25 protein-coding genes are annotated in these 25316 nt (G+C 64.7%); 21 read left to right on the forward strand and 4 right to left on the reverse strand.

Annotated features, from left to right (window positions below; all coding sequences use genetic code 11):
• The first annotated feature begins 81 nt into the window (after positions 1-81).
• From F6X62_RS14635 to F6X62_RS14700, 14 genes are all read left to right on the forward strand, one after another.
• On the forward strand, positions 82-1704 hold the full coding sequence (locus tag F6X62_RS14635; RefSeq protein WP_112897572.1) for a methyl-accepting chemotaxis protein: 1623 nt from the start codon (positions 82-84) through the stop codon (positions 1702-1704).
• A gap of 5 nt (positions 1705-1709) precedes the next feature.
• Entirely contained in the window at positions 1710-2216 is a 507-nt protein-coding gene (locus tag F6X62_RS14640) for a chemotaxis protein CheW (RefSeq protein WP_153773967.1), read from the forward strand.
• Positions 2213-3484 (forward strand): protein-glutamate O-methyltransferase CheR, encoded by a 1272-nt coding sequence (locus tag F6X62_RS14645; RefSeq protein ID WP_153773968.1) that lies wholly within the window; start codon positions 2213-2215, stop codon positions 3482-3484. Before F6X62_RS14640 ends, F6X62_RS14645 begins: the two co-directional genes overlap by 4 nt.
• Positions 3481-4146, forward strand: a complete 666-nt coding sequence (locus tag F6X62_RS14650; RefSeq protein ID WP_153773969.1) for a chemotaxis protein CheW — start codon at positions 3481-3483, stop codon at positions 4144-4146. The genes F6X62_RS14645 and F6X62_RS14650 overlap by 4 nt, the downstream gene beginning before the upstream one ends.
• Entirely contained in the window at positions 4143-6428 is a 2286-nt protein-coding gene (locus F6X62_RS14655) for a hybrid sensor histidine kinase/response regulator (RefSeq protein WP_153773970.1), read from the forward strand. The genes F6X62_RS14650 and F6X62_RS14655 overlap by 4 nt, the downstream gene beginning before the upstream one ends.
• Positions 6425-7438, forward strand: coding sequence for a chemotaxis response regulator protein-glutamate methylesterase (locus F6X62_RS14660; RefSeq protein WP_153773971.1), 1014 nt, complete (start codon positions 6425-6427; stop codon positions 7436-7438). The genes F6X62_RS14655 and F6X62_RS14660 overlap by 4 nt, the downstream gene beginning before the upstream one ends.
• A 51-nt stretch (positions 7439-7489) precedes the next feature.
• Positions 7490-8494, forward strand: coding sequence for a PleD family two-component system response regulator (locus F6X62_RS14665; protein ID WP_054895071.1), 1005 nt, complete (start codon positions 7490-7492; stop codon positions 8492-8494).
• A 154-nt stretch (positions 8495-8648) separates the two neighbouring features.
• Positions 8649-9744 (forward strand): peptide chain release factor 2 gene (prfB, locus tag F6X62_RS14670; protein ID WP_112897576.1). Its coding sequence is split into 2 segments (ribosomal slippage): positions 8649-8720 and positions 8722-9744, totalling 1095 coding nucleotides; the frame shifts between segments, so codons are not numbered across the junction.
• 93 nt (positions 9745-9837) lie between these two features.
• The gene (gene lysS / locus F6X62_RS14675; RefSeq protein WP_054895070.1) at positions 9838-11340 is read left to right on the forward strand and encodes a lysine--tRNA ligase; all 1503 of its coding nucleotides are present in this window, start codon (positions 9838-9840) and stop codon (positions 11338-11340) included.
• A 181-nt stretch (positions 11341-11521) separates the two neighbouring features.
• A complete protein-coding gene (locus F6X62_RS14680) occupies positions 11522-12274 on the forward strand; it encodes a TetR/AcrR family transcriptional regulator (RefSeq protein ID WP_063543332.1) in 753 nt (250 codons plus the stop codon).
• A 30-nt stretch (positions 12275-12304) separates the two neighbouring features.
• Positions 12305-12853 carry a hypothetical protein gene (locus tag F6X62_RS14685; protein WP_153773972.1) on the forward strand — a complete coding sequence of 183 codons (549 nt, stop codon included), beginning with the start codon at positions 12305-12307 and terminating at the stop codon, positions 12851-12853.
• Between the two features lie 62 nt (positions 12854-12915).
• On the forward strand, positions 12916-14193 hold the full coding sequence (locus F6X62_RS14690; protein ID WP_054895067.1) for a flavohemoglobin expression-modulating QEGLA motif protein: 1278 nt from the start codon (positions 12916-12918) through the stop codon (positions 14191-14193).
• Positions 14165-15088, forward strand: coding sequence for an alpha/beta hydrolase (locus F6X62_RS14695; RefSeq protein ID WP_153773973.1), 924 nt, complete (start codon positions 14165-14167; stop codon positions 15086-15088). The genes F6X62_RS14690 and F6X62_RS14695 overlap by 29 nt, the downstream gene beginning before the upstream one ends.
• Positions 15085-15411 carry a hypothetical protein gene (locus F6X62_RS14700; RefSeq protein WP_063543336.1) on the forward strand — a complete coding sequence of 109 codons (327 nt, stop codon included), beginning with the start codon at positions 15085-15087 and terminating at the stop codon, positions 15409-15411. The genes F6X62_RS14695 and F6X62_RS14700 overlap by 4 nt, the downstream gene beginning before the upstream one ends.
• Before the next feature lie 72 nt (positions 15412-15483).
• Here the strand turns inward: F6X62_RS14700 and F6X62_RS14705 are convergent, their stop codons facing one another.
• The 3 genes from F6X62_RS14705 to F6X62_RS14715 all read right to left on the reverse strand — a co-directional run bounded on the left by F6X62_RS14705 (position 15484) and on the right by F6X62_RS14715 (position 17319).
• Entirely contained in the window at positions 15484-16266 is a 783-nt protein-coding gene (locus F6X62_RS14705; RefSeq protein ID WP_065863151.1) for an OmpA family protein, read from the reverse strand.
• A 50-nt stretch (positions 16267-16316) separates the two neighbouring features.
• Positions 16317-16730, reverse strand: a complete 414-nt coding sequence (locus F6X62_RS14710) for a DUF4398 domain-containing protein (RefSeq protein WP_054895063.1) — start codon at positions 16728-16730, stop codon at positions 16317-16319.
• Positions 16731-16974: 244 nt separating this feature from the next.
• Positions 16975-17319 (reverse strand): hypothetical protein, encoded by a 345-nt coding sequence (locus F6X62_RS14715; protein WP_063543338.1) that lies wholly within the window; start codon positions 17317-17319, stop codon positions 16975-16977.
• Positions 17320-17476: 157 nt separating this feature from the next.
• On the opposite strand from F6X62_RS14715, the gene ppc reads away from it, so the two are divergent.
• The 7 genes from ppc (at position 17477) to F6X62_RS14750 (ending at position 24625) form a co-directional block, all read left to right on the forward strand.
• Entirely contained in the window at positions 17477-20104 is a 2628-nt protein-coding gene (ppc, locus tag F6X62_RS14720; RefSeq protein WP_153773974.1) for a phosphoenolpyruvate carboxylase, read from the forward strand.
• 259 nt (positions 20105-20363) lie between these two features.
• On the forward strand, positions 20364-21014 hold the full coding sequence (gene adk, locus F6X62_RS14725) for an adenylate kinase (protein ID WP_153773975.1): 651 nt from the start codon (positions 20364-20366) through the stop codon (positions 21012-21014).
• 87 nt (positions 21015-21101) lie between these two features.
• A complete protein-coding gene (tsaB, locus tag F6X62_RS14730; RefSeq protein ID WP_153773976.1) occupies positions 21102-21770 on the forward strand; it encodes a tRNA (adenosine(37)-N6)-threonylcarbamoyltransferase complex dimerization subunit type 1 TsaB in 669 nt (222 codons plus the stop codon).
• A gap of 131 nt (positions 21771-21901) precedes the next feature.
• Complete coding sequence (locus tag F6X62_RS14735) at positions 21902-22198, forward strand: hypothetical protein (protein ID WP_054895058.1); 297 nt, start codon at positions 21902-21904, stop codon at positions 22196-22198.
• 3 nt (positions 22199-22201) lie between these two features.
• The gene (locus F6X62_RS14740; protein ID WP_153773977.1) at positions 22202-23071 is read left to right on the forward strand and encodes a DUF72 domain-containing protein; all 870 of its coding nucleotides are present in this window, start codon (positions 22202-22204) and stop codon (positions 23069-23071) included.
• 27 nt (positions 23072-23098) lie between these two features.
• Complete coding sequence (locus F6X62_RS14745; protein ID WP_153773978.1) at positions 23099-23929, forward strand: oxaloacetate decarboxylase; 831 nt, start codon at positions 23099-23101, stop codon at positions 23927-23929.
• A 6-nt stretch (positions 23930-23935) separates the two neighbouring features.
• Positions 23936-24625 carry an extensin family protein gene (locus F6X62_RS14750; protein ID WP_153773979.1) on the forward strand — a complete coding sequence of 230 codons (690 nt, stop codon included), beginning with the start codon at positions 23936-23938 and terminating at the stop codon, positions 24623-24625.
• Position 24626: 1 nt separating this feature from the next.
• On the opposite strand, the gene F6X62_RS14755 is transcribed toward F6X62_RS14750, so the two are convergent.
• Entirely contained in the window at positions 24627-25250 is a 624-nt protein-coding gene (locus tag F6X62_RS14755; protein WP_054895054.1) for a hypothetical protein, read from the reverse strand.
• Positions 25251-25316: the final 66 nt, after the last annotated feature.

A 25316-nucleotide genomic window follows, 5' to 3' on the forward strand; every position in this document is an offset into this window, starting at 1 on the left:
CAATTCAACCGATAACGCGCCTGGCGCCTAGGCTATACTTCGACGATTTTCCCGCTCGTGAAGAATTCCTGAGGGCTGATTGTGAAGAACTGGACCTTGCGCCAACGGATCCTGGCAAGTTTCGCCGTGATCATCGCCATCATGCTGTTGATGATCGTAGCGGCGTATTCACGCCTGGTGACCATCGAAGCCAGCGAGCAGGCAGTGGGCACGGACAGCATTCCGGGGATCTACTACAGCTCGATGATCCGCAGCGCCTGGGTCGACAGTTACGTCGCCAGCCAGCAGTTGGTCGGCTTGTCCAACCATCGCGAGCTGACCTCGGCCGACCTCGAGCTGTTCAAGGGGTTCCACGACCGCCTCAGGGCGCAGATGGCCAACTACCAGGGCACGATCCAGGATGCGGAGGACCAGGCATCCTTCGACACCTTCGTGCGTCTCGAGGAGGCCTACGTCAAGGTGGTCGACCAGGTCCTGGCAGCCTACCGCGAGAAGAACTACCCCGAAGCCGAGCGCCTGATCGCCGAAGTACTGACACCGGCCTGGACCGACGGGCGCAAGCACCTGAACTCGGTGATCGACCGCAATACCGAATCCGCCAATGCCGCCACCCGCGAGATCGTCAGCGCCGTGGCCACCGCCAAGGGCAGCATGATCGTTTCGCTGATTCTGGCGATTGTCGCTGCTGGTATCTGCGGCCTGCTGCTGATGCGCGCCATCAGTGCTCCCATGCAGCGCATCGTGCATGCCCTCGACAAGCTGCGCTCGGGTGACCTCAGCGCGCGCCTGAACCTGGACCGCAAGGATGAGTTCGGCGCCATCGAGAATGGTTTCAATGAAATGGGCGAGGCGCTTGCCAACCTGGTGGCCCAGGCCCAGCGTTCATCGGTGCAGGTGACCACCTCCGTCACCGAGATCGCCGCCACCTCCAAGCAGCAGCAGGCCACGGCCACCGAAACCGCTGCAACCACCACGGAAATTGGCGCCACCTCGCGCGAGATCGCCGCGACCTCGCGTGACCTGGTGCGTACCATGACCGAGGTGACCAGTGCCGCCGACCAGGCTTCGAGCCTTGCCGGGTCCGGCCAGCAAGGCCTGGCGCGCATGGAGGAAACCATGCATCAGGTGATGGGCGCCGCCGACCTGGTCAACGCCAAGCTGGGCATCCTCAACGAGAAGGCCAGCAACATCAACCAGGTGGTGGTGACCATCGTCAAGGTCGCCGACCAGACCAACCTGCTGTCGCTCAACGCGGCCATCGAGGCGGAAAAAGCCGGTGAGTACGGCCGCGGTTTTGCCGTGGTGGCCACCGAAGTGCGCCGCCTGGCCGACCAGACCGCAGTGGCCACCTACGACATCGAGCAGATGGTGCGCGAGATCCAGTCCGCGGTGTCGGCTGGGGTCATGGGCATGGACAAGTTCTCCGAGGAAGTGCGCCGCGGCATGTTCGAGGTGCAGCAGGTAGGCGAGCAGCTCAGTCAGATCATTCATCAGGTGCAGGCGCTGGCGCCACGGGTCCTGATGGTCAACGAGGGCATGCAGGCCCAGGCCACCGGCGCCGAGCAGATCAACCAGGCGCTGGCCCAGCTCAGTGATGCCAGCACGCAGACGGTCGAGTCGTTGCGCCAGGCCAGTTTCGCCATCGACGAACTGAGCCAGGTGGCTGCCGGGCTGCGTGGCGGTGTCTCGCGCTTCAAAGTCTGACGGCGATGAACGATCTGCAACCGCATGATCAGCGGCCGGCCGAAGCCAAGGGCGTGTTGTACCTGCTGTTCCATATTGGCGAACAGCGCTTTGCCCTGGATGTGCGCGAAGTGATAGAGGTGCTGCCGCTGCGCCCGCTCAAACCCATCGCCCAGGCGCCCGTCTGGGTCGCCGGGATCCTCGGGCATCGCGGCGCGCTGGTACCGGTCATCGACCTGTCGTCCCTTACCTTCGGCGCGCCTGCACCGCAGCGCACCAGCACGCGCCTGGTACTGGTGCGTTATGGCAATGGCCTGCAACTGGGGCTGGTGCTCGAACAGGCGACCAACACCGTGCGTTGCCAACCCGACGAGTTCCAGCCCTATGGGCTGGACAACAGCGAGGCGCGTTACCTGGGCCCTGTGCGACAGGATGCACAGGGGCTGTTGCAGCGCATCCAGGTTGACGACCTGTTGAGCGATGCCGTACGCCTGCTGTTGTTCCCGGATCAATCCGCGCAGGTGGCAGGATGATCGAACAACGCTTCTTCCGCTTCCTGCAGGAGCGCATCGGCCTGGATGTGGACTCGGTGGGCGCGCCGATGGTCGAGCGGGCCCTGCGCCAGCGGTGCGTGGTACTTGCCGCGCGTGACCTCGACGACTACTGGCTGCGCCTGCAGCAATCGCCCGGCGAGCAGCAGGCGTTGATCGAGGCAGTGATCGTCCCCGAGACCTGGTTCTTCCGTTATCCCGAATCGTTCACGGCATTGGCCGGGCTGGCGCAAAAACGCCTGGTCGAGCTGGCCGGATCACGACCGCTGCGTATCCTCAGCCTGCCGTGCTCGACCGGCGAGGAGCCCTATTCGATTTCCATGGCGCTGCTCGATGCCGGTCTGTCTCCATCGGCCGTGCGCATCGATGCCATGGACATCAGCCCCAGCTCCCTCGCCCGTGCCGAGCAGGCCGTGTATGGCCGCAACTCGTTCCGGGGCAGTGAACTGGCATTCCGTGAGCGGCACTTCGACTGCACCGATGACAGTTACCGGTTGCATGAGCGCGTGCGCCAGCAGGTCAGCCTGGAGCCTGGCAATGTGCTCGATCCCGCCTTGCGCAGCCGCAAGGGAGTCTATGACTTTGTCTTTTGCCGCAACCTGCTGATCTATTTCGACGTACCTACCCAGCAGCGGGTTTTCGAGGTGCTGAAACAGCTGCTCCACGACGATGGCGTGCTGTTCATCGGCCCGGCCGAGGGCAGTTTGCTGGCGCGCCTGGGCATGCGGCCGATCGGCATCGCGCAGTCGTTCGCCTACGTGCGTCAGGATCAGCTTGGCGTACAGCCGCCGGTCAACCCGGTGCCGTCGGCACGGCCCGCCATCGCGCCGGTGGCTTCGCCGCGTCCAGTCGCCATGCCCGTGGCGGCACCACCCTTTGCCCGTGCTCCCCGCCCGCCCGCCAGGCCGGTTGCGTTGGCGACCATGAACGAGAACGAAAGCGAGTTGCTGGCAGCCATCGCCCGCCAGGCCAATGCCGGTGCCAGCGAGCAGGCCCGCGCCAGTTGCGAGCGCTACTTGCGTCTGTTCGAACCCGCGGCGCAGGTCTACTACTGGCTGGGGCTGCTCAGCGATACCCAGGGCGATGCCGGCGAAGCACTCAAGCATTACCGCAAGGCCCTGTACCTTGAGCCCCAGCACACCGAGGCGCTGCTGCACCTGGCCACGCTGTTGGCATCCCAGGGGGATGTCACAGGGGCTCGGCGCCTGCAGGAGCGGGCGGCGCGGGCGGGCAGGGAGTCTGAACGATGAGCGGTGCCTACTCGATGGACCTGATCGCCCGGGACCATGAAGACATCGACGACTGCTGGAATCGCATCGGTGTCCATGGCGACAAGCAATGTCCCCTGCTGGACCGGCACATCCACTGCCGCAATTGCGAAGTGTATGCCGCGGCGGCTACCCGCCTGCTCGACCGCTACACCTTGTTGCAGGACGAGCATATCGAGACCGTGCAGGTGGAACAGGGCACTGTCGGCCGTTCCATGCTGCTGTTCAGGCTGGGGGAGGAATGGCTGGCGCTGGCCACGGCCTGCCTGGCGGAGATCGCGCCGCTGCAGGCCGTTCACTCGCTGCCGCACCAGCGTTCGCGGATGTTGCAGGGGGTCGCCAACGTGCGAGGTGCGCTGGTGCCGTGCCTGTCCTTCGCCGACCTGTTGGGCATGGAGCTGGCGCCGACACAGGAGCGTAGCGGCCGGGTGATGCCACGGATGTTGATCCTGGCTGCCGAAGGTGGCCCGGTGGTATTGCCGGTCGACGAGATCGACGGCATCCATCGGCTGGACACTTCGCGCCTGCACGAGGAGCACGACGCGGCCCACTTCACGCTGGCGGTATTGCAATGGCGTGGCCGCAGTGTGCGCGTACTCGATGACCAACACCTCCTGTCTGCCGTGAAGCGGAGCCTGTCATGACCCCGGAGCAAATGCGCGACGCATCGTTGCTCGAACTGTTCAGCCTTGAGGCCGAGGCCCAGACCCAAGTGCTCAGTGCCGGGCTGTTGGCCCTCGAGCGCAATCCGGCCCAGGTCGACCAGCTGGAAGCCTGCATGCGCGCAGCGCACTCCCTCAAGGGCGCCGCGCGTATCGTCGGCATCGATGCCGGCGTCAGCGTCGCTCATGTCATGGAGGATTGCCTGGTCGCGGCCCAGGAGCGCCGCCTGTTGCTGCGCCCTGATCACATCGATGCCTTGTTGCAGGGCACTGACCTGCTGATGCGCATTGCAACACCCGGGGATACCCAGGCCGAAACGGCGGTGCCGGCGTTCCTGGTGCAGATGGCCATGTTGCTCGACCCTTCTTCGGCACCCGCGCCGGATGCTGCCGGCGGTGCGGCCACGCCTTCGCCGCTGGCGATGCCGCCCGAGGTGCCGACGACGCCTGTCGAGCCCGAGGCGGAAGTGGAGCCTGCGCCCGCAGCCAGGGGCGGCAAGCGCGCAGGCGAGGGCGCGGAGCGCGTGCTGCGGGTCACCGCCGACCGCCTGAACAGCCTGCTCGACCTGTCGAGCAAGTCGCTGGTGGAAACCCAGCGGCTCAAGCCCTATCTCGCCAGCCTGCAGCGCCTCAAGCGCATGCATGGCCAAGGCATGCGCGCCCTCGACGGGCTCAAGAGCCAGCTCGAGGGCAGCGGGCAGAGCGCCGAGGTGCTCGACGCCCTGGCCCAGACCCAGCGCTTGCTCGCCGAAACCCAACAGATCCTCCAGCAGCAGGCTGCCGACCTCGACGAGTTCGGCTGGCAGGCGAGCCAGCGCGCGCAGTTGCTGTACGACACTGCGCTGGCCTGCCGGATGCGTCCCTTCGCCGATGTGCTGACCGGGCAGAGCCGCATGGTGCGCGACCTTGGGCGCTCCCTGGGCAAGCAGGTGCGGCTGCTGATCGAGGGCGAGAAGACCCAGGTCGACCGTGATGTGCTGGAAAAACTCGAGGCGCCGCTCACGCACTTGCTGCGCAATGCTGTCGACCATGGCATCGAGCAGCCCGAGCGACGCCTGTTGGCGGGCAAGCCCAGTGACGGCACGCTGCGCCTGCGCGCATCGCACCAGGCCGGGTTGCTGATTCTCGAACTGAGCGACGACGGTGCGGGCATCGACCTTGAGCGCCTGCGCCGCAGCATCGTCGATCGGGCACTGTCGCCCGCCGAGACCGTGGCGCAGATGAGCGAGGCCGAGCTGCTGACCTTCCTGTTCCTGCCCGGTTTCAGCCTGCGTGACCAGGTCACCGAGGTGTCTGGACGAGGCGTCGGCCTGGACGCGGTGCAGCACATGGTGCGCGAACTGCGCGGGTCCATCGAGCTCACTCAGGTGGCGGGGCAGGGCTGCTGCTTCCACCTGGAGGTACCGCTGACCCTGTCGGTGGTGCGCAGCCTGGTGGTCGAGGTCGGTGGCGAAGCCTACGCCTTCCCGTTGGCGCACATCGAACGCACTCTCGATGTACCGGCCGAGGCCATCGTCCAGATCGAAGGTCGCCAGCACTTCTGGCACGAAGACCGCCATATCGGCCTGGTCGCCGCAAGCCAGTTGCTCAACCGTCCGGCGGCGCAGGAGGAGGCGGACAATCTGCGCGTGGTGGTCATCCGTGAGCGCGAGCAACTGTACGGTGTGGCCGTGGAGCGCCTGATCGGCGAGCGAGTGCTGGTGGTGATGCCGCTCGACCCGCGTCTGGGCAAGGTCCAGGACATTTCCTCCGGCGCCTTGCTCGACGATGGCTCGGTGGTGCTGATCATCGATGTCGAAGACCTCTTGCGCTCGGTGGACAAGCTGCTGAGCACCGGGCGCCTGGAGCGTATCGATCGCGGGGTACGGGCGGGCCGGGGAGTGGCGCGCAAGCGCATCCTTGTGGTCGACGACTCGCTGACGGTACGCGAGCTCCAGCGCAAGCTGCTGGGTACGCGGGGCTACGACGTAGCGGTGGCGGTCGATGGCATGGATGGCTGGAACGCCCTGCGCAGCGAAGACTTCGACCTGCTGATCACCGACATCGACATGCCGCGCATGGACGGTATCGAGCTGGTCACCCTGGTGCGTCGCGACAATCGCCTGCAGTCGTTGCCGGTGATGGTGGTGTCGTACAAGGACCGGGAAGAGGACCGCCGACGTGGACTGGATGCAGGCGCCGACTATTATTTGGCCAAGGCCAGCTTCCATGACGATGCGTTGCTGGATGCGGTGGAGGAGTTGATTGGAGGAGCCCAGGGATGAGGATCGCCATCGTCAATGATATGCCCATGGCTGTCGAAGCCTTGCGCCGTGCGCTGGCCTTCGAGCCTGCGCACGAAGTGATCTGGGTGGCCGGCAATGGTGCCGAGGCCGTGCACAAGTGTGCCGAGCAGACGCCGGACCTGATCCTCATGGACCTGATCATGCCGGTGATGGATGGCGTGGAGGCGACTCGCCGGATCATGGCCGAAACCCCTTGCGCCATCGTCATCGTCACCGTGGATCGCAAGCAGAATGTGCACCGGGTGTTCGAGGCCATGGGCCACGGCGCCCTCGATGTGGTCGACACGCCGGCACTGGGCGCGGGCGATGCCCGGGAGGCGGCGGCACCGTTGCTGCGCAAGATTCTCAACATCAGCTGGCTGATCGGCCAGCAGCGCTCCAGCGCGGCGCGCACCGAGGCGGTGCCGGTGCGCAACCCAGTGCTTCGCTGCGGCCTGGTGGCCATTGGTTCGTCGGCGGGCGGCCCGGCTGCGCTGGAAGTGTTGCTCAAGGGACTGCCACGGGATTTTCCGGCGGCCATCGTGCTGGTTCAGCATGTCGATCAGGTGTTCGCCGCCGGTATGGCCGAATGGCTGAGCGGTGTGTCCGGGCTACCGGTACGCCTGGCCCGCGAGGGTGAACCACCGCAGCCGGGGCAGGTGTTGCTGGCAGGTACCAACCACCACATCCGGCTGTTGCAGAATGGCCAGCTGGCGTATACCGCCGAGCCGGTCAACGAAATCTACCGCCCCTCGATCGACGTGTTCTTCGAGAGCGTGGCGCGCTTCTGGCGCAGCGATGCGGTGGGCGTGCTGCTCACCGGCATGGGCCGCGATGGCGCGCAGGGCCTGAAGTGGATGCGCGAGCAGGGCTTCCTGACCATCGCCCAGGACCAGCAAAGCAGTGCGGTGTATGGCATGCCCAAGGCCGCCGCAGCGATCCAGGCGGCGGTCGAGATACGGCCGCTGGAGCGAATTGCCGGGCGACTTGTGGAAATCTTTCCGAAATGACGATATGTATTGAGTCACGCCGCCTGGCCGGTAGTGACCTGGTGAATAGGGATGAATGACCTACCGATCGATGGTTTCACGACGATCAACGAAAGCGCCGCGATGGTCCTGCTGGTCGACGACCAGGCGATGATCGGCGAGGCGGTGCGTCGTGGGCTGTCCCACGAGGAAAACATCGACTTCCACTTCTGTGCCGATCCACACCAGGCGGTAGCCCAGGCCATGCGCATCAAGCCGACGGTGATCCTCCAGGATCTGATCATGCCGGGCCTGGATGGTCTGACGCTGGTGCGCGAGTACCGCAACAACCCGGCGACCCAGGATATCCCGATCATCGTCCTGTCGACCAAGGAGGACCCGCTGGTCAAGAGTGCGGCCTTCGCCGCCGGGGCCAACGACTATCTGGTCAAGCTGCCGGACACCATCGAGCTGGTGGCGCGTATCCGCTATCACTCGCGCTCCTACCTCACCCTGCTGCAGCGTGACGAGGCTTATCGCGCCTTGCGTGTCAGCCAGCAGCAGCTGCTCGACACCAACCTGATGCTGCAGCGGTTGATGAACTCTGATGGCCTGACCGGGCTGTCCAACCGCCGCCACTTCGACGAGTACCTGGAACTGGAGTGGCGCCGCGCCATGCGCGAGCAGCAGCAACTGTCGCTGTTGATGATCGATGTCGACTACTTCAAGGCCTACAACGACAGCTTCGGCCATCTGGCCGGTGACGAAGCGTTGCGCCAGGTGGCCGAAGCGATCCGCGGCTCCTGCTCGCGCCCAAGCGACCTGCCGGCGCGCTATGGCGGCGAGGAGTTCGCCCTGGTGCTGCCCAACACCTCGCCAGGTGGTGCACGGCTGATTGCGGAAAAGCTGCGCCAGACCGTGCTGGGTCTGAATATTCCGCACAGTGCCCCGCAACCGGAATCGCGCCTGACCGTGAGCATTGGCCTGGCGACGCAGACGCCGAGTGTCGGCAGTCATTGCCGGCAGTTGATTTCGGCGGCGGACAAGGGGCTGTACCTGGCCAAGAACAGCGGGCGTAACCAGGTCGGGGTTGCCTGAAACCAGCGCGCATTGCGCGAAACCCTGGGAGCTGTGCAGCCGGGTCGCCCCTGCAATGGGCAAGTGCAGTGGCTGCCCGGCGGGGCTGCCGCCCTGGCATGAATGGCGTTATACTCGCAGGCTTTTCACCGAATTCGTGCGAGTAGCCAGAGCCATGGAAATCCAACCGATCCTGAACACCATCAAGGACCTCACCGAACGCTCCCAGTCCATTCGGGGGTATCTTTGACTACGATCACAAAGCTGATCGTCTGATCGAAGTCAACCGCGAGCTGGAAGACCCCAACGTCTGGAACAAGCCCGAGTACGCTCAGGCCCTGGGCCGCGAACGTGCCATGCTGGCGCAGGTGGTCGAGACCCTCGACAAGCTGTCCAACGGCCTGGCTGACTGCCAGGACCTGCTCGACATGGCGGTCGAGGAGGGTGACGAGGGTGCCGTCGGCGACGTCGTGACCGAACTGGAAGGCCTGGAAGAAAACCTTGCCCAGCTCGAGTTCCGTCGCATGTTCAGCGGCGAGATGGACATGAACAACGCCTACCTGGACATCCAGGCCGGCTCCGGTGGCACTGAAGCGCAGGACTGGGCCAACATCCTGCTGCGCATGTACCTGCGCTGGGCCGACAAGCGCGGCTTCGACGCCACCATCATCGAGCTGTCCGAAGGTGAAGTCGCCGGTATCAAGGGCGCCACCGTGCACATCAAGGGCGAGTACGCCTTCGGCTGGCTGCGTACCGAAATCGGCGTGCACCGCCTGGTGCGCAAGAGCCCGTTCGACTCCGGTGCCCGTCGCCATACCTCGTTCTCGGCGGTGTTCGTCTCGCCCGAGATCGACGACAAGGTCGAGATCGAGATCAACCCGTCCGACCTGCGCATCGACACCTACCGCTCCTCCGGCGCCGGCGGCCAGCACGTCAACACCACCGACTCGGCGGTGCGTATCACCCACGTGCCGACCAACACCGTGGTGGCGTGCCAGAACGAACGCTCCCAGCACGCCAACAAGGATACCGCCATGAAAATGCTGCGGGCCAAGTTGTACGAGCTGGAAATGCAGAAGCGCAACGCCGCCTCGCAGGCGCTGGAAGACAGCAAGTCCGACATCGGCTGGGGGCACCAGATCCGCTCCTACGTGCTCGATGACTCGCGCATCAAGGACCTGCGTACCGGTGTCGAGCGCAGCGACTGCCAGAAGGTCCTCGACGGCGACCTCGACCAGTACCTGGAAGCCAGCCTCAAGCAGGGGCTGTAAACCGCACACCACTGCCGCGATACGAGGCCATGGGCCCGTATCGCGTGCCCTGCCCGACAGGGGCACCGAATACCTGATGGAAACAATGACGACATGAGCGACCTCAAGACCGAATCGCAAGACCTGCAACAGGAAGAAAACACCCTGATCGCCCTGCGCAAGGAAAAACTTGCTGCCGAGCGTGCCAAGGGCAACGCCTTCCCCAACGACTTCCGTCGCGACAGCTACTGCAACGACCTGCAGAAGCAATACGCGGACAAGACCAAGGAAGAGCTGGAAGCAGCCGCGATCCCGGTCAAGGTTGCGGGTCGCATCATGCTCAACCGTGGCTCGTTCATGGTGATCCAGGACATGACCGGGCGCATCCAGGTCTACGTCAACCGCAAGACCCTGCCCGAAGAAACCCTCGCCGCGGTCAAGACCTGGGACCTGGGCGACATCATCAGCGCCGAAGGTACTCTGGCTCGCTCGGGCAAGGGCGACCTGTACGTCGAGATGACCGACGTGCGCCTGCTGACCAAGTCGCTGCGTCCGCTGCCGGACAAGCACCATGGCCTGACCGACACCGAGCAGCGCTACCGCCAGCGCTACGTCGACCTGATGGTCAACGAGGAAACCCGCCACACCTTCCGTGTGCGTTCGCAGGTGATCTCGCATATCCGCAAATTCCTGATCGAGCGCGACTTCCTCGAAGTCGAGACGCCGATGCTGCAGACCATCCCTGGCGGCGCTGCGGCCAAGCCGTTCGAAACCCACCACAACGCTCTGGACATGGCCATGTTCCTGCGTATCGCGCCGGAGCTGTACCTCAAGCGCCTGGTGGTCGGCGGGTTCGAGAAAGTGTTCGAGATCAACCGCAACTTCCGTAACGAAGGCGTTTCGACCCGGCACAACCCCGAGTTCACCATGCTCGAGTTCTACCAGGCCTACGCCGACTACCGTGACAACATGGACCTCACCGAAGAGCTGTTCCGCGAGCTGGCACAGCTGGTCCTGGGTACTACCGACGTGCCGTACGGCGACAAGGTATTCCACTTCGGCGAGCCGTTCGCGCGCCTGTCGGTGTTCGATTCGATCCTCAAGTACAACCCGGAGCTGACCGCCGCCGACCTGCAGGACGTCGACAAGGCCCGCGCCATCGCCAAGAAGGCTGGCGCCAAGGTGCTGGGCCACGAAGGTCTGGGCAAGCTGCAGGTGATGATTTTCGAAGAGCTGGTCGAGCACAAGCTGGAGCAGCCGCACTTCATTACCGAGTATCCGTTCGAAGTGTCGCCGCTGGCCCGTCGCAACGATGACAATCCGGCCGTGACCGACCGCTTCGAGCTGTTCATCGGTGGCCGCGAAATCGCCAACGCTTACTCCGAGCTCAACGATGCCGAAGACCAGGCCGAGCGCTTCCTGGCACAGGTCGCCGAGAAGGACGCCGGTGACGACGAAGCCATGCACTACGATGCCGACTTCGTGCGTGCCCTGGAGTACGGCATGCCGCCTACGGCAGGTGAAGGTATCGGTATCGACCGTCTGGTGATGCTGTTGACCAACTCGCCGTCGATTCGCGACGTGATCCTGTTCCCGCACATGCGTCCGCAGGCTTGAGTGATTTGAAAAAGCCGCCTCTCGGGGCGGCTTTTTCTTGCCTGGCTGTGTAGTCTCTGTACCGGCCCTATCGCGGGGCAAGTCGGATCGCCGCACCGCCGCTCCTGCAGGTGCGGCGCTGTACCTGTAGGAGCGGCGGTGCGGCGATCCGACTTGCCCCGCGATTGGGCCGGTACAGACAATGAACATCCCCCAGACAGACACCGAGGTCCCTACCGTGCCCCCCGCAAACGCCCAGCAAGGCGCCGCCGGCGTAGCCAACGCCGTCGCCGAGAGCGTGCAGTACCAGGGTCGCAAGACCAGCCGCCAGGGCAGCGAGCAACGCCGCCAGCAGATCCTCGACGCGGCCATGCGCATCGTCGTGCGCGACGGTGTGCGCGGTGTGCGCCACCGCGCAGTGGCGGCCGAGGCCGAGGTGCCGCTGTCGGCCACCACCTATTACTTCAAGGATATCGAAGACCTGCTCACCGATACCTTCGCCCAGTACGTCGAACGCAGCGCCGCCTACATGGCCAAGCTGTGGGCCAACACCGAAGTGGTGCTGCGCCAGTTGCTGGCCCAGGGCGACTGCAGCCCGCAGTCCCGTGCACGCCTTGCCGACGAAGTGGCGCGCATGACCGCCGACTATGTGACCCGCCAGCTGTACAACCGCCGCGACTTCCTGATGGCCGAGCAGGCCTTCCGCCAGGAGGCGCTGCTGTGCCCCCGTCTGGCCGAACTGGTGCGGGCCCACGAGCAGATCCTGCTGCATGGCGCGCGGCAGATGCTTCAGGTGGTGGGCTCGCGCCAGCCCGAGCAGGACGCCCTGGTGTTGACGGCCATCATCGAGCAGATGGAATATCAAGGGCTGCTCAAAGAAGCGAACGCCCAGGCCGATGGGCAGATGCTCGCTATCCTTACCCGTTACCTGCACTTGGTGCTGGCCGCGGTTTGAGGCGCAGCCGATCTTTTCAAGGAGAACCTGATGAAAGCCTGGCGTGTGCTGTTGTTGACCTTGTCGTTCCTGCTGCTGGGCGGGTGTCTGGTGACCTTCGACGAACCGCTGGCCAGTAATGAGCCGGCCCCCAAGGCCTTGCTGGGCCAATGGAGCAGCAAGGATGCCTGGGGCCAGCCACTGAAGCTGACCATCAGCCGCGTTGGCGGTAACACCTACAAGGCAGTGGCCCGTACGCAGGGCAAGGCCGCCGAGGAATACACTTTCAGTGTGTCGCGCCATGGCAACCGCTGGTACCTGTCGGCCGGCGTGCCCAAGCGTCTGGGGGGCAAGTTCCTGATTGGCGGTTTCGAGGTCGTCGACGGCAAGCAGCTGGTGGTCTACAACCTTGACGTCGAGCAGGTCCAGCAGGCTGTAAACAACAAGGAGTTGAGCGGACGCAGCACCGAGGTGCCCGAGGATAATGGCCCAGGCGTGCTGATCGACAGCCCCCCCGAGCGGGTGCTGGCCTACCTCGACGATCCGGCCAACTCCGACCTGTTCGTCGAGGTGGCGCGGTTCCAGCGGGCCGGCAAATAGCGGATACCGCGTACCTGTGGGAGCGGGCTTGCCCGCGAATAGGGCCTTACAAGGAGTCCCCGGTGGACGAATACCAGCAAACCATACGCGCATTGTCCGACCGTATCGTCGCGGCCCAGACCCCGATCCGGGTCCTGGACGCGGTGAAATGGGACGACGGCATTCGCCAGGGCTTTTTCAAGGCCAAGGGCAAGGAGCCGCCAGCGGTGGACCGTGCCTACTACCAGAACCGTCCGCTGTCGTTCGACTCGAGCGCGGTGAAGGCCGAGTTCCAGGCCATCGAGCGCGACATCATCCGCCAGCTCGGCCAGTTCAACCCGGTCGGGCAGATCATGAAGCGCATGTGCCGCGAATACCGCATGGTGGTGCGCATGCTCGAAGCGCGCGGCACCGAGGACTTCGGCCTGATTTCCCAGGAGCTCTACGGCGCCGCCTCCGACGCGTTCCACGCGGGTGACCCGACCCTGGCCGACCTGGGGCTGATGCTCTCGGACTACCTGAACAACATCGATGGCCGTGGTGACCTGAAGGACGAGCCGAAAAACCTCACGGCCAAGGAGGCGGTGGAAATCCTCCAGCGGCGCCTGAACAAGGTCTTCGGCGAGGCAGAAGAAACCATCCGCGTGTTCGAGTCCGATGGCATCGTGGCCGATGCGGCGGCCGGTGCCGACTACATCAAGGTGCGCGCCGATGCCATGTTCAACAGCCGCGACGTACGCGCGCTGGAAGTCCACGAGGGGCTGGTGCACGTGGGCACCACGCTCAACGGCCTGAACCAGCCGATCTGCACCTTCCTGGCCAAGGGGCCGCCCTCGTCGACCGTGACCCAGGAGGGCCTGGCCATCCTCATGGAGGTGATCGCCTTCGCCTCCTACCCCAGCCGCTTGCGCAAGCTGACCAACCGCACCCGCGCCATCCACATGGTGGAGCAGGGCGCCGATTTTTTGCAGGTATACGAGTTCTTCCGTGGCCAGGGCTTCGAGATGGCCGAAAGCTATGGCAATGCCAGCCGGGTATTCCGCGGTTCGGTACCCAATGGCCTTCCGTTTACCAAGGACTTGTCCTATCTCAAGGGCTTCATCATGGTTTACAACTACATTCAGTTGGCTGTGAGAAAGGGCAAGCTGGAGCAGATTCCGCTGCTGTTCTGCGGCAAGACCACGCTGGAAGACATGCGCACCTTGCGCCAACTGGTCGAGGAGGGCCTGGTGGAACCGCCGAAGTACCTGCCCGAACAGTTCCGCGACCTCAACGCGCTGTCGGCCTGGATGTGTTTCTCCAACTTCCTCAATCACCTGAGCCTGGATCGCATTGAAGCCGACTACGCGAACATTCTCTAAGCGTTGCCGCACCCTGTTGCTCGGGCTCGGACTGACCTGCCTGGCCGGTTGCAGCAGCCTGCTGTTCTATCCAGAGCCGGGCCAGCCGTTCACCCCCGAGCGAGCGCACCTGCAATACCGCGATGTCACGCTGACCACCGAGGATGGCACTCGCCTGCATGGCTGGTGGCTGCCGGCCAAGACGGGCGTCGAGGTCAAGGGCACGGTGCTGCATCTGCACGGTAATGGTGGCAACCTGGCCTGGCACCTGGGTGGCAGTTACTGGCTGCCCGAGCAGGGTTATCAGGTTCTGATGATCGATTACCGCGGCTATGGCCTGTCCCAGGGCACGCCGACACTGCCAGCGGTCTATGAGGATATCGACGCTGCGCTGGACTGGCTGGGCAAGGCGCCCGAGGTGCAGGGCAAGCCGCTGGTGCTGCTCGGCCAGAGCCTGGGTGGTGCGATGGCCATCCATTACCTGGCCGGCCATCCCGAGCAGCGCCAGCGTTTCAGTGCGCTGGTCTTCGATGGCGTACCGGCGAGTTACCGCGACGTCGGGCGTTTCGCCCTGAGCACGTCGTGGATGACCTGGCCGCTTCAGGTGCCGCTGTCGTGGCTGGTGCCTGACGCTGACAGCGCGATCCACTCCATCGAACGCCTGGACAGCCCGCCCAAGCTGTTCTTCCACAGCATCGATGACAAATTGGTGCCCATGGCCAACGGTATCCGCCTGTACCAGCATGCCCCACCGCCCCGCGTGTTGCAGTTGACCCGCGGCGACCATGTGCAGACCTTCGCCGACCCGACCTGGCGTCAGGTGATGGTGCGCTTCCTCGACGACCCCAGCCACTTCAACGGCCTGCGCCGACTGGCGGAAGTCCCGAACTACCCTGACGAGAAGAATGAGCAATGAGTGAAGAACGCAACGCCATCCCGCTGATCCTGACCGGTGTCGGCAGCATCATCGTGACGGTGGGTGCCTTGTGGTACTACGGCTACCTGCATTTCGCCAAGCCCGAGGACGCCCTGCTGCTGCAGGACTACACCATGCTCAAGACGATCCCGGGTGAGGACTACCGGGTGTCGCTCGATCCGTCGCCGCAGGTGGCGCAGTGTGTCGAGGGTGTGCTGGTGTTGTTCGATACCCAGCAGAAGGGCCTGACGGGCGTGCTGGTCGACAACCGCAAGCGGGCGATCCGCTGCATGGGCCAGGACACGCCGCAGCAGGTGCAGTGACCCATCGCTGTTCCCCAGACATGAAGAACCCGCCATCAAGGCGGGTTTTTCATGTCACTCACGCAACCTGTATCAGCGCATGGTGGAACGCGGCTGAACTGGCTGGTTGTCGTTGGAGATGGTCACCTCCACGCGACGGTTCTGCGCACGGCCCGAGTTGCTGGAGTTGTCCGCGACCGGATACTCCTTGCCATAGCCCTGGGCGACCACGCGGGACGGGTCGATGCCGGCACGCAGCAGCGCACGGCGCACGCTTTCGGCGCGACGCTCCGACAGGCCCTGGTTGTAGCTGGCCGAACCGACGCTGTCGGTATAACCCTCGACGATCACCTTGCGCTCCGGGTTTTCCTGGAGGAAGTTGGCCAGGGTGGTGATGTTGGGCAGGGCGCTGCTCTTCAGGTCAGCCTTGTTGAAGTCGAACAGCACGTCGCCGAAGGTCACCAGCGTACCGCGGTCGGTCTGCTTGGCGTTGAGGCTGTCCTGCAGCTTCTTGATCTGCGCGTCGCGGGCGTCCAGCTTGGCCTGGGCGCGTTGCGCCGCAGCATTTTTGATATCGGCTTCTGCGGTACGCAGGGCGATGGTCTGCTTGGCGACTTCGACACGCTGGTTGGTGAGGTAGGCCAGTTGATCGACCTTCTTCTCGTCTTCGCGGTCCATGTAGGCCTTGTCAGCCTTGTTCAGCCAGTCCTGGGCGTCCTTGGTCTCGAGGGCTGCCAGCTTGCTCGACTGCGGATCGCTCTGCAGCGCCGAGAAGTTGGTGCGGGCCGATTCCAGGTTGGCGTTCGGGTCGTGCGAGCACGCAGCCAGACCGACGCTCAGAGCCAACAGGGCAGGGATCATTACGTAATTGCGCATTGTGTTCATCCTTTGATCGATAACGAAGGCAGGGGAATACCGGGCAGGCCTCACTGGGCGCTGCGCAGGCCTTCCTCACGTACGTCCTGAACGCCCTGGCGGGCATCCTGCACGGCTTTCTGGGCCTTGGCTGCCTGTGCCTTGCGCTCGGCAACGCGGGCGTCCCATTCGGCCTGTTCTGCCAGTCGCTTGGCTTCGTCGTACTTCTTGTCATGCATGGCGATTTCCGCCTGCTTGAACTTGTCCTGCGCCGCTTTCATCTCCACGGCGGCAAACTCGGTGCCGCCTGCGCTGACGGCAGAGTTCACGGCAGACTGGGTCACCGCATACTGCTCGGTCGGCGGGTTGCCAGCACAGCCAGCCAGTACCAGGCTGCTGCCAAGCGCCAGCGCGGCCAGCTTGAGCCCGCGCAGAGAGTTGGACGGGAATTTTTCGGTGCGGGTCTTCATGGTGGTCAACTCCATTGGATCACTCCTGATAACGATGTCCGTGGCAGTCCATCGCTCCCTGACATACGCATGTGCTCGAGTCCAAAGCCAAACACCATGCGTGCAGGGTTTTTGCGTGATGGCTATTGGCTCCGACTTGAGCATTTTCAGAATAGTTCAGAAAAAGTTGCGTAGGCTTCGTAATTATTTCTGACTGGTCAGTCAGGGCTTTTCCTACGGAACTATTGCCGTGCGCGGCAGTATTCGCGGGCCTTCCAGCTCAAGCGTCGCGCTTGGGAAGCGTGTGGCTGAGGTCGTGCAGATGCCGCCGCGACAGGCTGAGGAAGCGTGGCGTGGGGCCGATATCTTCGTACAGCGGATCACCCTCTTCATCGGTGGCGATCACCTGCTGGCCCTTCACGTAGGGGAAGCTGGCTTCGAGTTCTTCGAGCGCGGCGGCAACCAGTTCGCCGAGCAATTCTTCGGTGGTGCGCTTGGGGTACATCTCGACCAAGGCTGCCAGGCGCGCTTCGGACTCCAGGTCCAGGTGCAGGTGGTGCCCGGTGGGGCTGAGGGTGCCGGCGGCGTTCTGTTCCCAATGTTGTGCGAGCTCGCGGATTTTCATGATGACCTCTGTAAAACCATGGCATGAGCTGTGAGGGCCGTCTCTTCACTTTAGTTGCATTGGCCGATCCCGGCTTGCCTTGCGGGGGCGCCTGTGGGCACTCTTGGGGCAATGACCTGGGCGGCGGCGCGGGTGGACCGCGCGATGAGGAGAGCCAATGACCGATATCGATGTGCGCTTGCGTGAGGATGTCCATCTGTTGGGTGAACTGCTGGGCGAGACCATCCGCCAGCAGCATGGCGAGGCATTCCTGCAGAAGATCGAGGATATCCGTCACAGCGCCAAGGCCGATCGCCGTGGCGCGGCCGAGCAGTTGAGCTCCACCCTCGGCGATCTTGCAGACGATGACCTGTTGCCGGTTGCCCGGGCCTTCAATCAGTTCCTCAACCTGGCCAACATTGCCGAGCAGTACCAGTTGATCCATCGCCGTGGCGCCGACCAACCGGCGCCGTTCGAGGACCGTGCTCTGCCTGAGTTGCTGGCGCGGCTCAAGCAGGCAGGGCATGGCAACGATGCCTTGGCCCGGCAACTGGCCAAGCTGGACATCCAGCTGGTGCTCACTGCCCACCCCACCGAAGTGGCGCGGCGTACGCTGATCCAGAAGTACGATGCCATCGCCGCGCAGCTTGCCGCACAGGACCATCGCGACCTCACGCCGGCCGAGCGCCAGCAGGTGCGCGAGCGCCTGCGCCGGTTGATCGCCGAGGCCTGGCACACCGAGGAGATTCGACGCACCCGGCCAACGCCGGTCGATGAGGCCAAATGGGGCTTTGCGGTGATCGAGCATTCCCTGTGGCAGGCGATTCCCAGCCACCTGCGCAAGGTCGACAAGGCGTTGTTCGAGGCCACGGGCCTGCACCTGCCGCTGGAAGCGGCGCCGGTGCGTTTCGCCTCGTGGATGGGCGGCGACCGCGATGGCAACCCCAACGTCACCGCCCCGGTCACCCGCGAGGTGCTGTTGTTGGCGCGCTGGATGGCGGCCGACCTGTTCCTGCGCGATATCGACTACCTCGCCGCCGAACTGTCCATGCAACAGGCCAGTGATGTCCTGCGCGCCAAGGTGGGTGACAGCGCCGAGCCCTACCGCGCCTTCCTCAAGCAACTGCGCGATCGCCTGCGTGCCACCCGGGCTTGGGCGCATGCCTCGCTGGCCGGTCCGCAGCCTGCCGGTGCGGACGTGCTCGCCGACAATCGTGAACTGATCGAACCACTGCAACTGTGCTATCAGTCGCTGCACGACTGCGGCATGGGTGTGATCGCCGACGGCCCGTTGCTCGACTGCCTGCGCCGGGCGGTGACCTTCGGCCTGTTCCTGGTGCGCCTGGACGTGCGTCAGGATGCGGCCCGGCACCGCGACGCGCTGTCGGAGATCACCGAGTACCTGGGGCTCGGGCGTTATGCCGAGTGGGACGAAGAACAGCGCATGAGCTTCCTCCAGGCCGAGCTGAAGAATCGTCGGCCGCTGTTGCCCGCGCATTTCCAGCCCGAGGCCGAGACTGCCGAGGTGCTTGCCACCTGCCGCGAGATTGCTGCAGCACCCGCGGCATCGCTTGGCTCCTATGTCATCTCCATGGCTGGCGCAGCATCGGATGTGCTGGCCGTGCAACTGCTGCTCAAGGAGGCCGGCCTGACCCGGCCGATGCGCGTGGTGCCGCTGTTCGAAACGCTCGCCGACCTGGACAACGCAGGCCCGGTGATGGAACGACTGCTCGGCCTGCCGGGCTACCGTGCCGGCCTGCACGGGCCGCAGGAGGTGATGATCGGTTACTCGGACTCGGCCAAGGATGCCGGTACCACTGCAGCCGCCTGGGCGCAGTACCGGGCGCAGGAAAACCTGGTGCGCATCTGCCGCGAACATCAAGTCGAACTGCTGTTGTTCCACGGCCGTGGCGGCACCGTCGGCCGTGGCGGTGGCCCGGCCCATGCGGCGATCCTTTCCCAGCCGCCAGGTTCGGTGGCGGGGCGTTTCCGCACGACCGAACAGGGCGAGATGATCCGTTTCAAGTTCGGCCTGCCGGGGATCGCCGAGCAGAACCTCAATCTCTACCTGGCGGCGGTGCTCGAGGCGACCTTGCTGCCGCCGCCACCGCCCGAGCCTGCCTGGCGCGAACTCATGGACCAGCTCGCCGCCGATGGGGTGAAGGCTTATCGCGCGGTGGTTCGCGAGAACCCCGATTTCGTCGAGTACTTCCGTCAGTCCACCCCGGAGCAGGAACTTGGGCGCCTGCCGTTAGGCAGTCGGCCGGCCAAGCGCCGGGCGGGCGGCATCGAAAGCCTGCGGGCCATCCCGTGGATCTTCGGCTGGACCCAGACGCGCCTGATGCTGCCGGCCTGGCTTGGGTGGGAAACGGCGCTGGGCAATGCCCTGGCGCGCGGCCAGGGTGAGCTGCTGGGGCAGATGCGTGAGCAGTGGCCGTTCTTCCGCACCCGCATCGACATGCTGGAGATGGTGCTGGCCAAGGCCGATGCGGAAATCGCCAGGGCCTACGACGAACGTCTAGTGCAACCGGCGCTGCTGCCATTGGGTGCGCATCTGCGCGACCTATTGTCGCAGTCGTGCCAGGTGGTGTTGGGCCTCACCGGCCAGCCGGTGCTACTGGCACACAGCCCGGAGACCCTGGAATTCATCAGCCTGCGCAACACCTACCTGGACCCGCTGCACCGCCTGCAGGCCGAGCTGCTGGCCCGGTCGCGGGTGCGCGAAGCCGCTCTGGACAGCCCGCTGGAGCAGGCCCTGCTGGTGACCGTGGCCGGTATTGCCGCCGGTTTGCGCAACACCGGCTGAGGCCGTCGGACAGCGCCGCACCGGGCTGCACGGTGATGCAGCCGGGGTATGCATCGGGGTAGGTTGCGATGGGTGCAACCTGCTCGGCAAAAGGGCGCCAGATGGGCGTTCGTGCAATTTTGGAACGCTTGTCTGCCTGCCGGGCGCTGTGTATCTTGAGCAGCCTTTTGACCGATTTTCCGGTCTGATCCGATTTTCCGGACTTGGCCCTGAACGCCGAATCCATTGATTTGCAATAAAAAAATATGAGGAGCACAAGATGCGCGTAATTCTGCTGGGAGCTCCCGGGGCCGGTAAAGGTACTCAGGCAAAGTTCATCACCGAGAAGTTCGGTATTCCACAGATCTCCACCGGCGACATGCTGCGTGCCGCTGTCAAGGCCGGCACCCCGCTGGGTCTGGAACTGAAGAAAGTCATGGACGCCGGCCAGCTGGTTTCCGACGATCTGATCATCAGCCTGGTGAAGGAGCGCATCGCTCAGCCAGACTGCGCCAAGGGCTGCCTGTTCGACGGTTTCCCACGCACCATCCCGCAGGCCGAAGCCATGGTCGCTGCCGGTGTCGACATTGATGCCGTAGTCGAAATCGCCGTGGACGACGAAGAGATCGTCGGTCGCATGGCCGGTCGCCGCGTGCACCTGGCCTCGGGCCGCACCTACCACATCCAGTACAACCCGCCGAAAGTGGCAGGCAAGGACGATGTCACCGGCGAAGACCTGATCCAGCGCGACGACGACAAGGAAGAAACCGTGCGTCACCGCCTGTCGGTCTACCACAGCCAGACCAAGCCGCTGGTGGACTTCTACCAGAAGCTGTCCGCCGCTAACGCCGGCAAGCCCAAGTACGCCCACATCGAAGGCGTCGGCTCGGTCGAGTCGATCACCGCCAAGGTGCTGGCAGCCCTGAGCTGATCGCCCTCTGCGTTTTACAACGGCCCGCTTGCGGGCCGTTGTCGTTTATACTGCCGCTCTTTTCCCTCTCGCCTGGATACACGTTCGATGACCACCCTGCTGGCCCTGGATACCGCCACCGAAGCCTGTTCCGTCGCCCTGCTGCATGACGGCAAGGTGACCAGCCATTACGAGGTGATCCCGCGCCAGCATGCGCAGAAGCTGCTGCCGATGATCAAGCAGTTGCTCGCCGACTCCGGTATCGCCCTGAGTGCAGTGGATGCCATCGCCTTTGGCCGTGGGCCTGGGGCCTTCACGGGTGTGCGCATCGCCATCGGTGTGGTCCAGGGCCTGGCGTTCGCCCTCGAACGCCCGGTGCTGCCGGTGTCGAACCTCGCCGCCCTGGCCCAGGGAGCGTTGCGCCAACAGGGCGTGCAGCAGGTGGCCGCGGCCATCGATGCGCGCATGGACGAAGTGTATTGGGGCTGCTACAAGGCGCACGATGGCGAAATGCGCCTGCTCGACCAGGAGCGGGTGATCGCACCTGAGCGGGCGGCGCTGCCCCAGGCCGGCCAGTGGTTCGGTGCCGGCACTGGCTGGGGTTACGGCGAGCGTCTGGCGGTGCAGGTCGAGCGTTGCGATGCCCAGGCCCTGCCGCATGCCCTGGATATCCTCAGCCTGGCCGGTCATACCTGGGCGCGTGGCGAGGCGGTTGCGGCCGAACAGGCGCAACCGGTCTATCTGCGCGATAACGTCGCTACGCCCAAGGCGCGCTGAGTGCAGTTCGTCGGCTATTGCCGTTCGAGATAAAACCTTTTGCGCGAACTGTGGTCCAGTTATCACACGCGCATTGGTGATGGAAGCCTGATGCTGCTAGATTGCCATCATTGCTCCCGAGTGCACCCATCATGCGCATCGACGGTTTCTCCTCACAGTCCTATCCGGTCAAGCGTGCCCCGCGCAAGGCGTTGGTGCGCGACGAGAGCATCGACGATGCGCAGGTAATCGAGGACGTCGAAGACGACGAAGCCGAGCAGATTGCCCGCGCCAACCGCCGCAGCGCCGGCCTGCCTGCGCGTCAGCAGGACATGGTATTCCCCCGCGCCCGTGACCGTCGCACCGCCACCGCGCTGGCCAGCTACCTCAGCACCGCCGGTTTCACCGATTGGGAGATGGAAGTGCTGGGGTTGGACCTGTACATTTGATGGATGAATCCATCGCCTCTGCCTTATCACCTCGGTTGTCCGTCCTGGAGCGAGAACGCTTGGCGCGACTACCTCTATCCCGCCGACGCCCGCCCTGCTGAATACCTTGGCCTGTACAGCCAGGTGTTCAATGCGGTCGAGGGCAACACCACCTTCTACGCCCGTCCTGCGCCCGCCACGGTGGAGCGCTGGGCCCAGGTCATGCCCCAGCGGTTTCGCTTCACTGCGAAGTTTCCCGGTGACGTCAGCCATGCGGGCGATCTGCGTGATCAGCTTGAATCCGCGCTGGACTTCACCCGCCTGTTGGCGCCGCTGGGCGAGCGAGTAACCCCCTACTGGCTGCAACTGCCAGCGCTGTTCGGCCCGGCCCGATTGGCAGAACTGAGTCACTTTCTCGACGAGATCGGTGTGCCAGTGGCCGTCGAGGTGCGCAACGATGCCTTCTTCGCCCGTGGCGATGAAGAGCGCCTGCTCAACCGACTGTTGCATGAGCGCGGTGTGGAGCGAATCTGCCTGGATCCGCGGGCATTGTTCAGTTGCACGTTGCGCGACCCGGCGGTGCTGCACGCGCAGGCCAAGAAGCCCAAGGTGCCGCCGCGTCCGGCCGCCTTCAGCCAGCACCCGCAGGTGCGCTTCATCGGTCATCCGGAGTTGGCTGCCAACGACAGCTTTCTCACACCCTGGGTAGACAAGGTCGCCGGCTGGATCGAGGAGGGGCGTTGCCCGTACATTTTCCTGCACACCTCCGACAACCGCCTGGCCGCAGCCTTGGCCCAGCACTTTCACCAGCGCCTCATGGTGCGGTTGCCGGGCCTGGCGGCCTTGCCGGAATTGCCGCGCGCACCTGAGGTCGAACAACTGGGATTACTCTGACCCCCAGACCTTGCCGGAGACCTGATCATGGATGTGCAAACCCTGCGAGCCGAAGCCTTCAAGATGTTGCATGAGCGTGATGGCGCCTTCGTCATCGCCAACCCTTGGGACGCCGGGTCCGCCAAGCTGCTGGCTGCGCTGGGCTTCGAGGCACTGGCCACGACCAGCGCTGGATTGGCCTTCAGTCTGGGCCGTCCTGATGCTGAGGGCGCTCTGAGCCTCGATGAAACCCTGGCCAACGCCCAGGCCATCGTCGATGCCACACCTCTGCCGGTGGCCGCAGACCTGGAGAACGGTTTCGGCGACCGGCCCGAAGACTGCGCGCAGACCATCCTGCGTGCCGCCGAGGCCGGGTTGGTGGGCGGCTCGATCGAGGACGCCAGCGGTCGCCGCGATTCCCCCATCCATGACTTCGACCTGGCCGTCGAGCGCGTACGCGCGGCAGTGCAGGCGGCCCGCAGCCTGCCTTTCCCGTTCACCCTCTGTGCCCGCGCAGAAAACCTGCTGCACGGGCGCCTGGACCTGGATGACACCATCAAGCGGCTGCAGGCGTTCGCCGAGGCCGGTGCCGATGTGCTCTATGCCCCAGGCCTGCGCAGCGTCGATGAGATACGAGCAGTGGTGCAGGCAGTTGCGCCCAGGCCGGTCAATGTGCTGATGGGCATGGCAGGCGTGCCGCTGGGGGTGAACCAGTTGCAGGACCTGGGTGTGCGGCGCATCAGTGTGGGTTCATCAATGGCCAGGGCGGCGCTGGGGGCGTTGCAGCGTGCGGCGCTGGAGATCCGCGACCAGGGCACCTTCGCTTACGGCGAGCAGGCGGTGCCGTTCGCCCAGCTCAACGATCTGTTCCGACGCTGATCGGCCATGCGCTTGCTGGCGACGCTGTTGGGCGGGCTGATGGTCGCAGGCGCTGTTGCCTGGTATCTCGGCTGGCGCCCCCCGGCGGCGTGGAACCCCTGGGCGGCGCTCGATGTGCGTCAGCCGCCGAACCTGCTGACGGCCTACAAGCTGTCACGCCTGCGTGACGACCCGGATCTGTGTCGACAGGCACTGCAAACCTCCGCGCTGCGTTATCGGGAACAGGCCGACAGCCCGGAAACGGCGCGTTGTCCGTTACGCAACGTATGGCGTATCGAAGCTGGCGAGGCGCGGTTGAGCAGCAGCTTTCTCGCCAGTTGTCCGCTGGCGGTGGCCTATGCGCTGTTCGAGACTCACGGCCTGCAGCCTGCGGCGCAGCGTGTGTTCGGCCAGTCGGTGGCACAGGTGGATCACCTGGGCAGCTTTGCCTGTCGCAATGTCTATCATCGCGAGCAGGGGCGGCTTAGCCAGCACGCGACGGCCAATGCCCTGGACATCAGCGGTTTTCGTCTGAAGGATGGCCAGCGCATCGTGCTCGCGCGAGACTGGCAGGCGGGCGGGACGAAGGCGCAATTCCTGCGCGAAGTGCGCGATGCGGCCTGCGAGAGCTTCAGTACGGTGCTTGGGCCTGACTACAACGCCGCCCACGCAAACCACTTTCATCTGGATGCGGGGCGGTGGCAGGTCTGTCGCTGATTCAGGCGTGTACGCGCACGTTGTTCAGCACCACCGGGCGCGCCCAGTGGGTGTCGAACTCCAGGTCGGTCTGCTGCTTGGCGAGAGTTGCGTCGTCGAAGGGCTCCGGGGCCGGCTCTAGCAGGTACTTTTCCAGTTCGGCGATCGGCAGGTGCAGCGGACGCGGCGAAGGCGCCGGGCCCGGCTCGGGCGAGGGATGGCCCTGGTTCATCACCAGCGGACGCAGCCAACTGCCGTTGAGGTCGAGCTGGCGCTGCTGTTCGATCAGTTCGCTGGCGCTGAAGGGTTCGGGGGCCGGCTCCAGCAGGTTGGCTTCCAGTTCCGCCTTGGGCAGGAACAGCGGCTCGGGCGGACGCACCTCGGTATCCTGAACCGGCAGCGCGCGCTGAATTTCGATCAATGCCAGCGCCTTGGCGCCACCTAGTGGCTCGCCGCTGTCCTTGTCGTACTGGCGAGTCAATGCCTGGCTGAAGCTGTCCTGCTCTTCTGCGGACTGCTCGGCCATCGCGCGGGCGAAGAAGTCCTGCCACAGGTGGCTGACGCCGCCCAGTGCCTGGGTATTCTGGCGACCGTAGTTGCCGACTGGCGACAGGTAGGTCAAACCGATGGGAAGAGTATCTGACATGGCAGTCGCGCGCGTTGTGCTCTGGCAGAATAGCGGATAGAGCTTTTATCGGCCGTGGCCGGGGTT

The sequence above is a fragment of the Pseudomonas sp. MNR3A genome (genome assembly GCF_009650575.1).
Classification (GTDB): domain Bacteria; phylum Pseudomonadota; class Gammaproteobacteria; order Pseudomonadales; family Pseudomonadaceae; genus Aquipseudomonas; species Aquipseudomonas machongensis.

Excerpts from the sequence above, each read along its gene's own strand:
- F6X62_RS14705 (WP_065863151.1), bottom strand. The coding sequence starts at position 16,266 with ATGCGCAATTACGTAATGATCCCTGCCCTGTTGGCTCTGAGCGTCGGT.
- F6X62_RS14645 (WP_153773968.1), top strand. The coding sequence starts at position 2,213 with ATGATCGAACAACGCTTCTTCCGCTTCCTGCAGGAGCGCATCGGCCTG.
- ppc (WP_153773974.1), top strand. The coding sequence starts at position 17,477 with ATGACCGATATCGATGTGCGCTTGCGTGAGGATGTCCATCTGTTGGGT.
- F6X62_RS14660 (WP_153773971.1), top strand. The coding sequence starts at position 6,425 with ATGAGGATCGCCATCGTCAATGATATGCCCATGGCTGTCGAAGCCTTG.
- F6X62_RS14750 (WP_153773979.1), top strand. The coding sequence starts at position 23,936 with ATGCGCTTGCTGGCGACGCTGTTGGGCGGGCTGATGGTCGCAGGCGCT.
- F6X62_RS14655 (WP_153773970.1), top strand. The coding sequence starts at position 4,143 with ATGACCCCGGAGCAAATGCGCGACGCATCGTTGCTCGAACTGTTCAGC.
- tsaB (WP_153773976.1), top strand. The coding sequence starts at position 21,102 with ATGACCACCCTGCTGGCCCTGGATACCGCCACCGAAGCCTGTTCCGTC.
- F6X62_RS14735 (WP_054895058.1), top strand. The coding sequence starts at position 21,902 with ATGCGCATCGACGGTTTCTCCTCACAGTCCTATCCGGTCAAGCGTGCC.
- F6X62_RS14640 (WP_153773967.1), top strand. The coding sequence starts at position 1,710 with ATGAACGATCTGCAACCGCATGATCAGCGGCCGGCCGAAGCCAAGGGC.
- F6X62_RS14745 (WP_153773978.1), top strand. The coding sequence starts at position 23,099 with ATGGATGTGCAAACCCTGCGAGCCGAAGCCTTCAAGATGTTGCATGAG.
- F6X62_RS14740 (WP_153773977.1), top strand. The coding sequence starts at position 22,202 with ATGAATCCATCGCCTCTGCCTTATCACCTCGGTTGTCCGTCCTGGAGC.
- F6X62_RS14685 (WP_153773972.1), top strand. The coding sequence starts at position 12,305 with ATGAAAGCCTGGCGTGTGCTGTTGTTGACCTTGTCGTTCCTGCTGCTG.
- F6X62_RS14700 (WP_063543336.1), top strand. The coding sequence starts at position 15,085 with ATGAGTGAAGAACGCAACGCCATCCCGCTGATCCTGACCGGTGTCGGC.
- F6X62_RS14755 (WP_054895054.1), bottom strand. The coding sequence starts at position 25,250 with ATGTCAGATACTCTTCCCATCGGTTTGACCTACCTGTCGCCAGTCGGC.
- F6X62_RS14650 (WP_153773969.1), top strand. The coding sequence starts at position 3,481 with ATGAGCGGTGCCTACTCGATGGACCTGATCGCCCGGGACCATGAAGAC.
- F6X62_RS14710 (WP_054895063.1), bottom strand. The coding sequence starts at position 16,730 with ATGGAGTTGACCACCATGAAGACCCGCACCGAAAAATTCCCGTCCAAC.
- F6X62_RS14665 (WP_054895071.1), top strand. The coding sequence starts at position 7,490 with ATGAATGACCTACCGATCGATGGTTTCACGACGATCAACGAAAGCGCC.
- lysS (WP_054895070.1), top strand. The coding sequence starts at position 9,838 with ATGAGCGACCTCAAGACCGAATCGCAAGACCTGCAACAGGAAGAAAAC.
- F6X62_RS14715 (WP_063543338.1), bottom strand. The coding sequence starts at position 17,319 with ATGAAAATCCGCGAGCTCGCACAACATTGGGAACAGAACGCCGCCGGC.
- adk (WP_153773975.1), top strand. The coding sequence starts at position 20,364 with ATGCGCGTAATTCTGCTGGGAGCTCCCGGGGCCGGTAAAGGTACTCAG.
- F6X62_RS14680 (WP_063543332.1), top strand. The coding sequence starts at position 11,522 with ATGAACATCCCCCAGACAGACACCGAGGTCCCTACCGTGCCCCCCGCA.